This is a genomic window from Anaerosacchariphilus polymeriproducens (genome assembly GCF_003363435.1).
In the GTDB taxonomy this organism is placed as follows: domain Bacteria; phylum Bacillota; class Clostridia; order Lachnospirales; family Lachnospiraceae; genus Anaerosacchariphilus; species Anaerosacchariphilus polymeriproducens.
The window spans coordinates 1-15,735 of record NZ_QRCT01000015.1; the positions used below are offsets into that span (position 1 = coordinate 1).

At 34.6% G+C, this 15,735-nt stretch carries 12 protein-coding genes; 11 read left to right on the plus strand and 1 reads right to left on the minus strand.

Translation table 11 applies throughout. The annotated features are described in order from the left end of the window. Positions 1–127: 127 nt before the first annotated feature. Entirely contained in the window at positions 128–1,333 is a 1,206-nt protein-coding gene (locus DWV06_RS05975; RefSeq protein WP_456297934.1) for a class I SAM-dependent methyltransferase, read from the minus strand. A gap of 549 nt (positions 1,334–1,882) precedes the next feature. On the opposite strand from DWV06_RS05975, the gene DWV06_RS05980 reads away from it, so the two are divergent. The 11 genes from DWV06_RS05980 (at position 1,883) to DWV06_RS06030 (ending at position 15,731) form a co-directional block, all read left to right on the plus strand. Beyond that, the gene (locus DWV06_RS05980) at positions 1,883–3,169 is read left to right on the plus strand and encodes a PucR family transcriptional regulator (protein ID WP_115481274.1); all 1,287 of its coding nucleotides are present in this window, start codon (positions 1,883–1,885) and stop codon (positions 3,167–3,169) included. Positions 3,170–3,185: 16 nt separating this feature from the next. Continuing rightward, positions 3,186–4,394 (plus strand): M20 family metallo-hydrolase, encoded by a 1,209-nt coding sequence (locus DWV06_RS05985; RefSeq protein WP_115481275.1) that lies wholly within the window; start codon positions 3,186–3,188, stop codon positions 4,392–4,394. Positions 4,395–4,559: 165 nt separating this feature from the next. Next, entirely contained in the window at positions 4,560–5,783 is a 1,224-nt protein-coding gene (locus DWV06_RS05990; RefSeq protein WP_115481276.1) for a M20 family metallo-hydrolase, read from the plus strand. Next, positions 5,783–6,550, plus strand: coding sequence for a (S)-ureidoglycine aminohydrolase (gene allE / locus DWV06_RS05995; protein WP_115481277.1), 768 nt, complete (start codon positions 5,783–5,785; stop codon positions 6,548–6,550). Before DWV06_RS05990 ends, allE begins: the two co-directional genes overlap by 1 nt. 27 nt (positions 6,551–6,577) lie before the next feature. After that, positions 6,578–7,552, plus strand: coding sequence for a 2-hydroxyacid dehydrogenase (locus DWV06_RS06000; RefSeq protein WP_115481278.1), 975 nt, complete (start codon positions 6,578–6,580; stop codon positions 7,550–7,552). Next, positions 7,549–8,787: a M20 family metallo-hydrolase gene (locus DWV06_RS06005; RefSeq protein WP_235828901.1), complete on the plus strand. Its 1,239-nt coding sequence runs from the start codon at positions 7,549–7,551 to the stop codon at positions 8,785–8,787. The genes DWV06_RS06000 and DWV06_RS06005 overlap by 4 nt, the downstream gene beginning before the upstream one ends. A gap of 278 nt (positions 8,788–9,065) precedes the next feature. Beyond that, positions 9,066–9,824, plus strand: coding sequence for an ABC transporter ATP-binding protein (locus DWV06_RS06010; protein WP_115481280.1), 759 nt, complete (start codon positions 9,066–9,068; stop codon positions 9,822–9,824). 14 nt (positions 9,825–9,838) lie between these two features. After that, positions 9,839–10,684, plus strand: a complete 846-nt coding sequence (locus DWV06_RS06015; protein WP_235828902.1) for an ABC transporter permease — start codon at positions 9,839–9,841, stop codon at positions 10,682–10,684. A gap of 131 nt (positions 10,685–10,815) precedes the next feature. Continuing rightward, positions 10,816–11,892, plus strand: a complete 1,077-nt coding sequence (locus tag DWV06_RS06020) for an ABC transporter substrate-binding protein (protein WP_115481281.1) — start codon at positions 10,816–10,818, stop codon at positions 11,890–11,892. Between the two features lie 15 nt (positions 11,893–11,907). Beyond that, complete coding sequence (gene allB / locus DWV06_RS06025) at positions 11,908–13,251, plus strand: allantoinase AllB (protein WP_115481282.1); 1,344 nt, start codon at positions 11,908–11,910, stop codon at positions 13,249–13,251. Between the two features lie 62 nt (positions 13,252–13,313). Next, positions 13,314–15,731, plus strand: a complete 2,418-nt coding sequence (locus DWV06_RS06030; protein WP_115481283.1) for a GH39 family glycosyl hydrolase — start codon at positions 13,314–13,316, stop codon at positions 15,729–15,731. Positions 15,732–15,735 lie beyond the last annotated feature (4 nt).

Below are 15,735 nucleotides of genomic sequence, written 5' to 3' on the forward strand. Positions count from 1 at the left end.
GTTTTATTTTTCATATGCAGTTAAATTTTACCACAAAAAGAGGATTTCCAACTCACTAATGTGAATTGAAAATCCTCTTTTTAATTAGGGTGTTTTTTCACAGCCCCTTTTTTTATCATTGTTTTGATTAATTGTATAAATATTCTCTAGTCCATGGAAGCTCATTAGCAATTCCTTTTGAAAAAACAAATTGGTGTATATCAATATTACCTGAATTAAAGGAAGCCGCACAGGCATTCAGATAGAGTCTCCACATTCTTATAAAGGTTTCATCTTTCATTTTACTAATGGTTGGAAGGGAATTTTCAAAGTTTTCAGTCCATTTTTCAAGCGTTCTGCCATAATGTCTCCTTAAACTTTCCAAATCAATAAGATGGAAGGACTCATCAGTTATTATAGTAACAAGCTCCGACATGGAAGGTACATATCCACCTGGAAAGATATATTTTTCTAACCACGGGTTGTTTCCCCCTTTTAAGCTTGTAATACAGTGCAATAAAGAAATACCGCCATTATTTAATAGCTTATTTACCGACATGAAATATTCATGAAGGCAGTCTTTTCCGACATGCTCTATCATTCCTACGCTAACGATCCGGTCAAAAGATCGATCTTTAATCTGACGATAATCAATAAGCTGGACTTCCGCAAGATTTTTTAGACCTTCTTCTTCAATCCTTTTATTGGCTTTTTCCATTTGCTCAGAGCTCAACGTAATACCCATTGCTTTCACATTATATTTTTTGGCAGCTGCTATAATTAATTCTCCCCATCCACAGCCGATATCAAGCAGGGTATTTCCTTCTTGTAGATTTAACTTTTTTAAGATATAGTCAACTTTATTTTCTTGTGCCTGATCTAATGTATCAGCTTCTGTTTTAAAATAACCGCAGGAATAGGTCATGGTTTTATCCAGCCATAATTGGTAAAAGTCATTGCCAATATCATAATGAAAGCTGACATTTTTTTTGCTTTTTTGCAAGGAATTTTTTACTGGTATTATAAACTTGTTAAGCTTTCCTTTGTTTCGTAAAAAGCTTTTCGGATTGTTATATATAGCTTCTATCACATCTTTTATGTTTCCGTCAATCTCAATCTGCTTATGCATATAAGCTTCTCCTAAAGTAACGGACGGATTTGTAATTATGTCAGATATAGGCAAGGGTTCATTGAAAATAATTTTAAAAGCACTGTTCCCTGTGCCAAAAGTGATATCTTCTCCGTCCCAGAATTTTATGGTACAGGTTTCAGAAAATAGATTTCTAAATAAATTTTTATAAGCTGTCTTATCTATTTGAGCTGAATATACAGCTATTCGACTTTTCGTAAATATATCAAACCACCTCGTCTTATTTTTTTATTAGTTTTACCATATTTTTATAATATAACCATATTATATGTAAAATATTTATTATATTATGACTTAGTGGATAGGATTTTGAAAACAATATTGGAAATACAGCAGATGCAGAAGCCATTGAAGCGTACGATTCCATGATGTATACCCCAATGGAACAAATAGAATTATAACTTTTTATAATACTCCTTTTTTATAGTTTGTCACAACAATTCCTTAAGTCCTATAAACATTAAAAAAGTTTGTGCGAAATATATTAATCTATCAGAGTTTATACAATGAAATAAACATTTCACTGTAATTAATTGCTGAATTTAATCAGTAATGATATTATATATAATATATTATTAAAAATTGGGATTAAAAATAATAAAATAAATGAGGAGTGCTATGCACGTTCAAACAATACTAAAGGAACTTAAATTATTGGATTGACATATTTTGGATGCAACAAGAGAAAGATATGGGTTATACGACAATTTTTTAAGTCTGCTAAAGTAAGATAAAAGATAATGGAGGACTTAAATGAACAATCAAGACGTTATGATTCGATTTATGAATTTAATATCTCAAGACGTAGGTTTGAAAAGAATGCTGGACGAACTGTCTGCTTTGCTCCAATTGACAATCGGTATTGTCGATGAGTCATTTCGTTTAATTGAGTTCTCGGAATCAGGGTCGGAAATTAGTAACGGCGATCAATATTTCAGCGAATTATCAGGAGGAATGCTTCTCTTTTCCAATCATGAACAATATGAAATAAAAGAAGCATTTATGTATGAATATGAAGATATCTATATATTTAAACCTGAATTATTACAAAAATTTAAAAAATTTGGACTTTTTAAGCTGGCTGATGGAGAAGATATAATTGGTTATTGTTTTATATCAATTAATGAACATTGGAATCATCAAATACAAAGTTTGTTATTAGAAAAGTATTTAATAACTATTCTAAAAATGGAATTAATAAAAGTTCTTTTTAATCGACGAAAAACAAGAGGTATATCCTCGGATTTTGTTACCTATGTTTTAATGGGAAACATTACCGATTCGAAAGAATTGGCTGCACTATGTGATATGAATGGATTCGATTATTCAGTGAAACGAATATGTATCATTATCAAACCAGCCAGGAAGGCCAATATGAGCCGGAATGACCTACATAAGCAGGAAGTAGCCTTGGCTCAGGGGATTAATAAAGTTTGTAAAGAAAAAAGCCTGAACAGCTATCGGTTCAGTCATAACAATAATATAATTTTATACTTGTTTTTTAATCATGATAAGGAGAATCAAATTTTAAACAGATATGGACTAGAAGTCACTGAAGCCATTTTTCATGCAACTGGTTCGGAGTATAAAATACAGTGTGGTATTGGAAAGTGCTATGAAGGCATTAGCACAGTGGGGAAAAGTTTTAAACAGGCCATTGATGCGATTAATTTGGGTGAACGAATACATAAGGACAAAAAAATATATTCTTATTATGATGACTTTTTATATCATATATTAAACGATGGGATGTCCTTTGGTGAATTAACTGAACTATATGATGATACAATTGGCAAGTTAAATGAATTTGATGAAAAGAGCAATAGTGAATTGGTAGTTACGCTAAAACAATTTATTAATTGCAGCTTTAAATCAAAAGAAACAGCAGAAAAGCTTCATCTACATAGAAATACACTAGCATACCGCTTAGATAAGATTAGAGAAATTTTGGCATACGATTTAGAAGACGGCAACAACAATATGAGGATACAAATGGGTCTTTATGCAAAAGATTTGATAGAGATACATGAACTTTTTTAAATGATTTGGAGATAAAATGAAGATATTAAAACGAATTCAGGAAATAAAAAATATTGGAAACAATCGTCAATTATATAATGAACAATGGGTAGAAACAAAAAAGGCGTTAGAAAGATATGCCATAGAAGATGGTTTGAAAGTATCAGAAGATATAATAGGAAACCTTTTTTGCCGATTAGAAGGATATAATAGGTCAAAAACCATATCGATCATATCCCATTTTGATTCAGTCGAAAATGGCGGGGCCTATGATGGTATTGTTGGTATTCTTGCGGGTATTGAAGCATTGGGTATGTTAAAAAAGAAATTCGGAACACCAGAAGTATCCTTAGAAGTTATTTGTATTGCGGAAGAAGAAGGAGCCAGATTTAAGACAACATTCCTAGGATGTCGGGCATTATTTGGCGATTTAAAATATGAAAATCTGAAACGATTGAAGGATAAACAAAACATCAGTTTTTTTAAAGCAAGAGAAGTTATTGGATTAAAACCTTTTTCTCAAAAAGAACTTGACCGATGTCAAAGAAATGATATCATAACTGCGATTGAACTGCATGTTGAGCAAAGTAGATATTTGGAAAAGACTCAAATCCCAATTGGTATTTGTACACATATTCCGGGGCAAATGAAAATTCGCATGGTGATTGTGGGAGAAGCTAATCATGCAGGAACAACTCCTATGTTTGAAAGAAAAGATGCGCTTTGCTGCGCAGCCAAAATTATTAGTTTTGTTGAACATTTAGGTATTAAATATGAAGGTGTTACAACAACTGGATATACAATTAACGCTAAAAACGCTACTAATATCATTCCTTCAAAAGTAGAATTGATTCATGATATGCGTCACCATGACCCGGAAGTATTTAACCAAATGCTGGAGGATCTTACAAATTATGCGAAACGAGAAGAGGAAAAACGTGGTGTACATATCGAGTTTGAAAAACTAGTGAAAATAGAACCTGTTGAATTGAGTACTGAAATAAATGAGCAAATAAAAAAAGTAACGAGACAAATAGGTTTAAGACAAATGGAATTTAAATCCGGAGCTGGACATGATGTGCAAATTATGTCCAGCCATGACATTCCGTCAGGTCTGATATTTATTCCTAGTGTAGAAGGAATTAGTCATCGAATGGAAGAATATACAAAAAATGAAGATATTGTAAATGGATTAAATGTTTTAGCATTAACGATTAAAAATTTATCTTATGGATTAATTTTATAATTCTTTTAAAGAAAGAGCCTAAAGAAACAACAACAATATAAGACTTATGTGCAAAAAGTTGATTGGAACGGGACAAGTTTGTGCACAAAGCACAATACAGAATATGAGATACGTTTTATAATAGTTTCATACTTAATCAATTAATATTTGAAGAGAGGTGAAACGATGGGAGAAGTGCAGAATGTATTGGATCATCTGGCTGGGTATAGTTCCACAGAATATGGTGTTACACGTTTACCTTTTACGAAAGAAGGAGTGGAAGCAGCAAAGTATTTAACAAAGTTAATGCGAAAATTAGACTTAGATGTGACAACAGATGCATTTGGTAATATATATGGTAAATGGGAAGGTAGTGGAACGAAAAATCAAACGATTCTCATTGGCTCTCACTATGATACAGTAATCAATGGCGGACGATATGACGGTGCATTAGGGATTGCCGTTGGTCTCGAAGTGGTTCGGCGTCTGAAAGAAAAAGGCTACATACCAAATTACAATATCGAGATTCTTGCAACGAATGATGAAGAAGGTGTTCGGTTTGGAAATGGTTTTTTAGGTGCCAGAGCAATGCTTGGACAACTTGATTATAAAGAACTGATTGAATTTAGAGATGAAGAAGGCATTAGTATCTATGATGCCATGGAGTATAGTGGCTATGAACCAAAAGGGCTTCATTCATCAAAGAGGAATCATGAAGACATAAAAGCGTTTATTGAAGTTCATATTGAGCAAGGACCGATACTTCATAAAGAAGGTCTTGATATTGGTGTTGTTGAAGGTATTGTAGGCATGAAACGTTATTTGATGACGATAAAAGGCCAGTCTAATCATGCAGGCACTACACCAATGGATTTAAGAAAAGATGCAATTGATAGTGCAAGCAAGATTATATCAATTATTAGTGATTCTGCTAAGGTTCAAGAAATAAAAACAGTCGCTACAGTTGGATATATGGCAGTTAAACCAAATGCAATCAATGTCGTTCCCGGAGAGGTTTCTTTTGGAATTGATATACGATCGATAGACCGTTTATCGATTGAAAATGTATATGAAGCTATTATAAAAAAAGCGGAACAAATCAAAAGAGAAACCGGTATTTATTATGAAATTGAAGAAAAATTATCTGTTGATCCTGTGAAATTAAATGATGAATTGATAGAAATAATCTGCCAAAGCTGTCAGATATGTCATGTTGATTATATTAGAATGTCCAGCGGAGCCGGTCATGATGCATTAGCGATTGCACCATATATTCCTACTGGAATGTTGTTTATACCTAGTGTTAATGGGATCAGTCATCATCCGGATGAATATAGTGAAGAAAATACCATTGAAAAGGCTATTGAAATAACAGAAAAAGCGATTATAAAAATGAATGAGGTGATGTAATGGGTTATCCAAAAGATATATTATCAACAAGAAGTAAGATTGAAGTCGGAAAGTATGCAGTAATCCCTCCGGAAGGATTGGTTAAAAATGTGGTGCCGGGTATGGATGCATGCAAAGTCAGTATCCTTGCATCACCAAAGCTCGGTGCAGGTTTTGCAAAGTATCTGATCCGATTAGAGGGAAAAGCTACTAAGAATCAAATATCTGATGCCAAAAAAGATGTGGAGCAGTTCCTATATTGCCTTTCCGGTGAAGGGGAATGTGTGGTTGATGGTACTAGAAAAAACCTTTCAAAAGGTGTGTATGTCTATGCATCTGTTAATGAAGCGATAGAGTTTAATGACAAAGATAATTCAGAGCTTAAGTTATTGCTTTACAAGCAAAAGTATGTGTCGTTAGAAGGTGAACCGATACCACCGGTTGTATGGGGAAATACTGAAGAAATAATGTATAAGAATTATGATTCCATGGAAAATGTGCAAATTAAAGATTTACTTCCGGTTGATTTAAGATTTGATATGAACATGCACATTCTAAGCTTTCAACCAGGAGGGTGTCATCCTTTTGTAGAAACGCATGTACAAGAACACGGTGCTTATGTGTTAGAAGGTGAGGGCATGTATTTATTAGACAATGAATGGATGCCGATCAAGAAAGACGATTTTATATGGTTCGGACCATATGTAACGCAAGGTGCCTATGGTGTTGGATTAAATCGATTTACATATATTTACTCAAAAGATTGTAATCGTGATGTGGAACTGTAAAGGTTAAGAATGAGAGGTGAATGATAGATGAAAATAGTATTAATAGAACCACTAGGAATTGAAGAAGCTGAACTTAAGAAATTAAGCCGTGGAATAACAGAAGGCGGTCATGAATTTGTCAGTTATGATTCAAGAACAGAGGATACGAAGGAACTGATACAACGAGGCAAGGACGCAGATATTATTATCCTTACCAATCTACCGTTTAGAAAAGAAGTGATTGAACAATGTACGCAGTTAAAAATGATATCAGTTGCTTTTACCGGTGTGGATCATGTTGATGTTGCATACTGCGATGAACGACAAATCATTGTATCTAATGCGGCGGGTTATGCAACCAATGCGGTTGCAGAATTAGCGATAGGATTAATGGTAGGTCTTTATCGAAATATGTTGGCATGTGACCTGGCAACTAGAGATTCAAAAACAAAACAAGGGCTAATCGGTTTTGAAATGGCAGGAAAAACCCTTGGTGTTGTAGGCACAGGTGCGATAGGAAGCCAGGTCATTGATATTGCGTTAGCCTTCGGATGTCAGGTTATTGCCTATAGTCGAACAAAAAAGGAAGCATTGGAGCAAAAAGGTGTTCGTTATGTTGATTTGGAGACCTTATTGAAAGAAAGTGATATTGTTACCTTACATTTACCATTAAATGAATCAAGTAAGCATTTAATTGGTGCTAAAGAAATTCAATTAATGAAACCAACAGCTTTATTGATTAATACTGCAAGAGGTCCGGTTGTGGATAGTCAGTCTTTAGCAAGCGCATTAAACAATGGTCAAATTGCAGGTGCAGGTATTGATGTATTTGAAATTGAGCCGCCGATTAATCAGAACCATCCGTTGCTGCATTCAAAGAATACCATTGTAACACCGCATGTTGCATTTGCAACCAAGGAATCATTAGTGAAACGTGCTATTATTACATTTGATAATGTCAAAGCTTTTCTTAAAGGCAAGCCAATTAATATAAGCAGTAGTTATAAAGGATGTTCACTATGAATGCTTCTTTAGAAAATATCAAGAACGGGATTAATGAATTAGATCAATTCAACAGCACTAAGGGCCAGGGTACGACAAGGATTTTGTTTACAGATGTTGAATTAGAAGCAAGAGAATATATTAAGGATAAAATGAAAATGAACGGCTTAACAGTGGAAGAGGATGCGATTGGCAATATATTTGGTGTTTTGGAAGGACAAGACCCAAAGCTTCCACCGATCTGGTCAGGTTCTCATATTGATACGGTAAAGCATGCAGGAAAGTTTGATGGAATGGCTGGTGTTATAGCGGCGTTGGAAGCACAACGAATGATTAAAGAAGCCGGTATGAAACATAAACGAACCATTAAATCAGTAGTCTTTACATCTGAAGAACCAACAAGATTCGGATTATGTTGCCTGGGAAGTAGAGCTTTAGCAGGAGAATTACAACGTAAAGACTTAAGAGAGATTTGTGATGAGGATGAAGAAAGTCTGGAACAAGTGTTAGAACGTTTGGGCTATGACTTAAATGCCTTTCATTTAATCAAAAAAAGTAATCATGATGTATATGCAAGTGTGGAATTACATATTGAACAAGGGGCGGTATTAGAACAATTAGGCAAGCCCATTGGCATTGTCGATGCTATTGCAGGTCCGTCGAATATAACCGTAACGATAGAAGGGGTACAGGAACATGCGGGCTCAACACCAATGCCAATAAGAGTGGATGCACTAACAGCGGCTTCTGAGATTGTTTTAAAAGTGGAAGCATTAGCTAAAGGTTCATCTAGTGAGCATACGGTAGGCACTGTTGGATTCATGGAGGTTTATCCCAATGCATCGAATGCCATACCCGGAAAAGTAACTTTTACCATTGATTTAAGGGATAGCGATATGGCAGTAAAAGAAGAAGTTCTTCAGGAGCTTCTAAGCTCTTTCAAGGAAATTGAAAGCAAACGTCAAGTAAGTATACATTATGTTGTCGATAACCATGATCAGCCGATGCACTGTGATAATCATATTAATAGTATGATTGAAAAGATATGTTTAAGAAAATCAATTGATTATAATAGAATGATTAGTGGAGCGTATCACGATTCCATATTTGTAGGAAAATTTGCACCAATTTCAATGATTTTTGTTCCCAGTCAAGGGGGACTAAGCCATAATCCTAATGAGTGGACAGATTTTGAAGATATTAAATTAGGAACAGAAATATTAGCAGAAAGTCTGCTGACATTAGCGAATGAATAAATTGTGTTTGACATACAAAAAAGTTAGTAATTTATACATAATAATAACATACAACGAGGTATATAAATAGAAAAATCTATTTGTATGCCTCGTTTTTATCTTATAGGAAATTATGTCCTATAAGATAAAAAAGCCCTCCGGGCAGGATGCAAATGACGCGACAAGGAAATATGTCACTGAAGTGACAGTGCGTCAGCGCTAGGGTCTGACGAGTCAGACTCTATCTTATAAAAATACCCATAGTCGGGTATCCCATTGATAGAAAGTAGGTGCTGGATATGGCAACGTTAGAAGTGAAACGAGTTTTCAAAACTTTTGAAGGACTGAAATCAGACCGATTTTATGTACTGGATGATGTTGATTTTAAAATTTCAGAAAATGAATTTATTTGCATTATTGGAAAAAGTGGATGTGGTAAATCTACATTGTTGAATTTGATTGCAGGATTTACCAAGCCTGATAATGGTGAAATTCTACTTGATGGAAAAGCTATCGAAGGACCATCGGCAGAAAAAGGTGTCGTTTTCCAAGAACACGGATTATTTCCATGGCGTACAGTCAAGCAAAATGTAGCTTTTGGCTTAAAACTTGCCAAAAGAAAAGATGCAGATCAAAGGGCAGATTATTTTGTGGATTTAGTTGGATTAACTGATTATAAAGATAAATATCCAAGTAGTTTATCAGGAGGTATGGCTCAACGTGTCGGTATAGCCAGAGCTCTTGCAACAGATCCTAAATTGCTGCTAATGGATGAACCTTTAGGCGCTCTTGATGCCATGACCCGTGAAAAGATGAGAGTAGAGATTCTGGATATATGGCAAAAGAAGAAGAAAACGATTATATTTGTGACTCATAGTGTACCAGAGGCAGTTTATCTTGCCGATCGGGTTATTTTATTGAAAGATGGTCAAGTAAAACTGGATCAACATATAGAGCTTAAAAGACCAAGACAAGTTAGAACAGAAGCTTTTCAAAATTATGTACATGAACTGGAACAGTTGTTAACCGATTGTGATGACAACGTTTTTAGCGAATAGGAAGGAGGATGGATATGGAAGGAGTACAATTAGAGACAATGGAATATAAACAAAGGAAAAAAATATCATTTATAAAAATTGACCGCCATCAAGTGATTCGAATCGTTTCACTAATCGTGTTTTTTCTTGGATGGCAGTTTATATGCATGATTAATGAGACACAAGAGTTATTTAACCCTAAGTTTTTACCAGCACCGACGCAGGTAATTGAAGTAGCGGTTAAATACATAATGGACGGAACACTGCTTGTTCATATTGGAGCAAGTGTATACCGGGTACTTGCAGGGTTCTTTGCTGGTGTTGTTGTAGCTTTAGTGCTAGGCATCCTTATTACAAAATCAAAAATGTTTGATAATACCATTAGCCCCCTTTTGAATTTAATTGGTCCGATACCTGTATATGCTTTTTTGCCAATTTTCATTATTTGGTTTGGGATTGGAGAATCTTCAAAAGTCGGATTAATTGCTTATGCAACTTTTATGCCTTTATTAACTTATACAATTGATGGGATTCGAAATGTAAATCCGATATGGATACGAAGTGCGATGAGTCTTGGAGCCAGTGAGCGGCAAGTTTTTATTAAAATTGTCTTACCTGCAGCATTGCCTAACATGTTTACTGGAATGAAAGTGAGCTTAGCATTAACGTTTTCTGCATTAGTTGTAGCAGAAATGATGGGAGCTGATAAAGGTCTTGGATTCATGATTATTAATGCCAGAAATTGGTTTAAAACCGGGGATATTTTCTTGGCGATTGCATTAATCGGAATCTTATACTCATTATTTTTATCAGCTATTATTCGAATCGAAAAGATAATTTTTAAATGGAAAAAAGATGGATTGGATGGAGCTATTGAATAGTTAGCTATTAAGATGGATGATACGTCAAAAAAATGTATGCAGGCGCCGAAATTCTGGGCATATGTTTGCTTGGGAAGTGTCAAAAATCTTGATAATATAAAGGATAAATCAAAATTTAGGAGGACAAAGATATGAAAAAATTTATTTGTATTTTATTAATTGCAGTACTTACATTATCTATGGCAGCCTGTTCTAAAGAGAAAGAAAGTCAAGATACAGCGTCAAAAACAACAGAAGGAGAAAGTAATTCAGCAAATAGTGAAACAGAAACGAAAGAATTATTTAAGATTAAAGCTTATGGAGAAATTGACCCGCAAGTATCAGCCCAACAAATTATAGCGAAAGAAATGGGCTATTTTGAAGAAGAAGGTTTAGAGGTAGAAAACATTTTATTATCAGGACCAAGTGAAAGAGCTGCTTTAGTAGCAAGTGGTGATGCAAAGTTGTCGTTTCAATCAACTTATAACAATATATCTCTGGCAGCGAATGGTGTTGAAATTGCATTGTTAGCACCATTAGCGAATGCAGGTGGTACTCAGAGTGTTGTTGCAAGAGGTGATCTTAAGATTACATCAGCAAAAGATTTAGAAGGTATGAAAATTGGAATGACATCCGGTGCAGGAGTATATATTGCAATCCGCCGTATGTGTGATGAACTTGGTGTAGATATTAACAAAATAGAATTTGTAACATTGCAGGCTGCAGATCAGATAGCAGCATTAGAGCGTGGTGACATTGATGCCATGGCATGCTGGGAACCATGGGTGGGAAAAGCAATTGATAATGGAGGTCAATTATTATTTAGTGGTTTCAAGTCAAATTTACCTGAAAAAAAGGGTGACGTACACTGGATTGATTTTCATATGACAGTTCAGACGACAAAAGCCTTCTATGATGAAAATCCTGAGCAAGTAGCAGCTGTTTTAAGAGCACTCAATAAAGCAACAACGTATATTAATGAAAACCGACATGAAGCAGCAGAAATTATAGCAGGGAAAATTAACCTGGAGGTGGATGAATGCGAACGAATCATGGGGAATAATGTATATTCCATGGAATTCAATCAAGAGTTTGTTGATGGAACGAATACAATGGCAAATTTCATGATGGAAACAGGAAATATTGATGCTGTTCCGGATTTCTATTCCTATTCATACCCAGAAGCATTGGAAAAAGTATTACCGGATTTAGTCACTATAGAAAAGTAAGGAAGGAGTGATCGTATGATGCATTTGGCTATTAATAATGCTATGATTGTAACAGATAAAAATATATTTAAAGGGTCAATCGGTATCCAAGACGGAAAAGTTGAATTAATCAGTCAATCACCAATTGAAGCTGATAAAGTCATTCAGGGTGATGGAAAATATTTGTTCCCGGGAATTATTGATAATCATGTGCATCTTAATGATCCAGGTTTTACATGGCGGGAAGACTTTGCTCATGGAACGAAAGCTGCAGCCATAGGGGGTGTAACAACGATTGTTGATATGCCGATGCAAAATGAACCGGCAGTTTCCAATGCAGAAATTTTTGAAATCAAAGCAAAACACGTTTCGTCTGCAAGCTATATTGATTATAGCTTTTGGGGAGCATTAGTGGATTATAACAGGAGTGATATAAAAGGATTGCGTAAAGCAGGTGCAAAAGCATTTAAAAGCTTTATGTGCCCAGTAGGAAAAGACTATACTTCACTTTTCACCGGTCAAATCAGAGATATGCTGGAAATCACAAAATCGATGGATGCATTAGCAGGTTTTCATTGTGAAGATTATAATATAATTGCATATGAAGAACAGAAAGCTCGTCGTGAGGGACGGCTTTCGATAAAAGATTATTTAAAAGCAAGACCTTTAAGTGCAGAAATTATAGCTACACAGGAAATATTGGAAATTGCCAGGGAGAAAGGTGCACAGGTACACATCTGTCATGTCAGCCACAGAGATGTTGTGGATATGATTCATGAGTATCGTAATAAAGGTGTGGAGGTTTCATTGGAAACCTGTCCTCATTATTTAATATTTACAGAAGAAGATGTGATAGAAAACGGAAATGTATATAAATGTTCACCACCGATACGTGAAAAGAACAATCTAAATTTAATGTGGGAAGCTATTGAAAATGATAGGATCGACTGTATCGTATCGGATCATTCACCAAGTCAAATTGATGAAAAGGCTGAGTCCCTTGGAGCTTTTGATGCATGGGGTGGAATAAGCGGTCTTCAGACAGGCTTAATGACTATGTACAATGAAGGGGTTGTTAAAAGAGGTCTTGAACCGACCTTTATTGCCAGAACTATGGCTAAACGACCTGCAGAACTATTTGGTTTAGGTGCATTCAAAGGACAGATTCAAATTGGCTATGATGCTGATTTAGTATTACTTGATCCCAAAGCTCATTGGGAAATTACGGATGAATCCTTAGCTTATTTAAATAAATTCTCCGCTTTTACAAGATTAAAAGGTAAAGGAAAACCGGTTATGACAATACTAAGAGGTGAAATCATTGTTGAAAATGGAGCATTATCTATGGTAGAAAGAAAGGGTCAACTCATTCGTTGTTAAGGTTGATTTTTTCAATCCCACGGGGTATCATAATAATAGAAAGATACAGGTGGAGGGATTTTATGGAGAATGATCACAATAACTTTGTTATAGAATATAGTTTCCAAATAAAAAAAAACCAAGTGCCCCATTTCCATCAATATATTGAACTAATTTATGTATTAGAAGGTGAAATACTTCTGCAGGTGGAGAACGAAGAGTTTGAAATGAAAGCAGATGATATTATCATAATAAATGCCAACAAGAAACATTCTTATCAGGCAAAGATGGAAGTATTGCTTAGTTGTTTTCGTATTAACTATCAGAAGTTAAGTCTTTTGCTGAATACCTCCCAGATTTTATTTTGGTGCAATTCCATTATAGATAAGAATAAAGCTTATGATAACCTGCGTGAAATCATGAAAAGAATTTTTAACCAGTATTTTGAAGAGATCGACCAGGGAAGGATTTATCTTTCAAGTAAGTATTATGAATTACTGCATATCATCGTAAGCAATTTCATGATGAAAAGTGATGATCAGAGATTTAAGAATGATAAGGATATGGAAGAAGAGAGAGTTGCAGAAATATATAATTATATCAATGCAAATTACGACCAGCAAATCAGCTTAAATGACCTTTCTGGGAAAATGTATTTATCTGTTCCTTACCTATCGAAATATATTAAGAAAAAATTCGGTCAGAATTTTGTTGACTATGTAAATAGCATTCGATTATTCCATGCAATGGATGAGTTGCTCTATACCGATAAAACAATTATGCGCATTGCCATGGAAAATGGATTTGCAAATACTGCCTCTTTTAATGCGGCTTTCAAAAAAGTATATGAAATGTCACCTTCAGAATACCGTATCAAAATGAAACCGCAGAAAATGAAAGAGAAGATTACTGCTGAGCAGAAAAAGGAAGAAGCAGTTGCAAAGAAATTAAGTTATTTCATTGAGAATAATTTTACTAGTGCACCTGACCAGACGGATTATATGGAGTCAAGCCTGATTGTAAATGCGAGTGAAAAAAAAGTTCTTAATAAACCATGGAACAAGATGATTAATATTGGAGAAGCAAGTGATCTATTGCGATCAGATATTCAAAATCATGTGCTGGTATTAAAGGAAAAACTTGGATTTCGCTATATTCGTTTTTGGAATATATATAGCAAAGAACTTTATATAAATGAAAATAATCTCCATGGAAAATACAATTATGAGAAGTTGGACAAGATACTTGATTTTCTTGTAGATAATGAATTGTTTCCATATATCGAACTGGGATTTAAACCACAGAAATTATATCGAAATGTAGAAAACCCAATGGTCATCAAAGAGACTCAATCCAAATTTGAAGATAAGAAAAGCCAGAAAAGATTCCTAAATAGTTTTGCAGTGCATATTGCTAATCGTTACGGAATTGAAGAAATTGAGCAGTGGTATTTTGAACAATGGAATGATGAGCGATGGCTTATTGATCATGAACAGGCTCTTTTCTTTGAAGAATTTGAACATGCTTATCAGGCACTTAAAAAGGTTTCACCAAATATCAAAATAGGTGGTCCTGGAATTGGAATTCAGTTTGGACGTAAGAATTTGTCAGATTTACTTGAGTTTTGGGCAAAGAAGGAATGTAAGCCTGATTTTGTATCTCTATACTGTTATCCCTATATTGTAGGAACAGAGGGAGACAGGTCTTATGTTAAAATATCAACAGATCGGGATTTTGTGAAAAATCAACTTAGTATGGCAAAAGAGTTAATTAACATGACAAAGTTTGCAGGAATTGAAGTGCATGTATCAGAATGGAATTCCACCATATCCAATCGAAGTTCATTGAATGACAGTTGCTTTAAAGCAGCATACACCATGAAAAGTATTATGGATAATATAGATAACGTGGATATTTTGGGGTATTGGATTGGCTCAGATATTTTTGCAGAATTTTATGACAGTCAAATCTTATTAAATGGTGCCTGTGGACTTATAAGCAAGGATGGAATAAAAAAACCGGCATTTTACGCATTTGATTTTATGAATAAAATGGGAAAATCTTTGCTGGGTATAGATCAAAACAGCATTATTACAGATAAAGGGCATTATAACTATGCCGTAGCCTGCCATAACTATCGTCATCTCAATTATAAGTATTATCTAAAAAATGAGGATGAAATCAGTATTTCAAAACAATTTCAGGTATTTGAAGACAATAAAGAATTAAAATTGAATTATCAGATTGGTGGTATTAAGAATGGAAATTATCAGATTACCATTTATAGTGTGAACCAAATGAATGGTAGCGTACAAGATGAATGGGCAAAGATGGAGTACAGTGAACATCTTACAAAACATGAAATCGAGTATTTGAACCGCATTTGTACTCCTCGAATCTTCATGAAGACCTGTAAGGTAAAGGATGGAAAACTTAATCTGGAAACAAAGTTAATGGCACAGGAAATACAATATATTAAAATACAATATTTATACGATTAGTTTT

Bases quoted from the DNA above. Each gene is read 5' to 3' on its own strand.
- DWV06_RS06030 (WP_115481283.1), top strand. From the start codon at position 13,314: ATGGAGAATGATCACAATAACTTTGTTATAGAATATAGTTTCCAAATA.
- DWV06_RS06000 (WP_115481278.1), top strand. From the start codon at position 6,578: ATGAAAATAGTATTAATAGAACCACTAGGAATTGAAGAAGCTGAACTT.
- DWV06_RS06010 (WP_115481280.1), top strand. From the start codon at position 9,066: ATGGCAACGTTAGAAGTGAAACGAGTTTTCAAAACTTTTGAAGGACTG.
- DWV06_RS05990 (WP_115481276.1), top strand. From the start codon at position 4,560: ATGGGAGAAGTGCAGAATGTATTGGATCATCTGGCTGGGTATAGTTCC.
- DWV06_RS06020 (WP_115481281.1), top strand. From the start codon at position 10,816: ATGAAAAAATTTATTTGTATTTTATTAATTGCAGTACTTACATTATCT.
- DWV06_RS05980 (WP_115481274.1), top strand. From the start codon at position 1,883: ATGAACAATCAAGACGTTATGATTCGATTTATGAATTTAATATCTCAA.
- allB (WP_115481282.1), top strand. From the start codon at position 11,908: ATGATGCATTTGGCTATTAATAATGCTATGATTGTAACAGATAAAAAT.
- allE (WP_115481277.1), top strand. From the start codon at position 5,783: ATGGGTTATCCAAAAGATATATTATCAACAAGAAGTAAGATTGAAGTC.
- DWV06_RS06015 (WP_235828902.1), top strand. From the start codon at position 9,839: ATGGAAGGAGTACAATTAGAGACAATGGAATATAAACAAAGGAAAAAA.
- DWV06_RS05985 (WP_115481275.1), top strand. From the start codon at position 3,186: ATGAAGATATTAAAACGAATTCAGGAAATAAAAAATATTGGAAACAAT.
- DWV06_RS06005 (WP_235828901.1), top strand. From the start codon at position 7,549: ATGAATGCTTCTTTAGAAAATATCAAGAACGGGATTAATGAATTAGAT.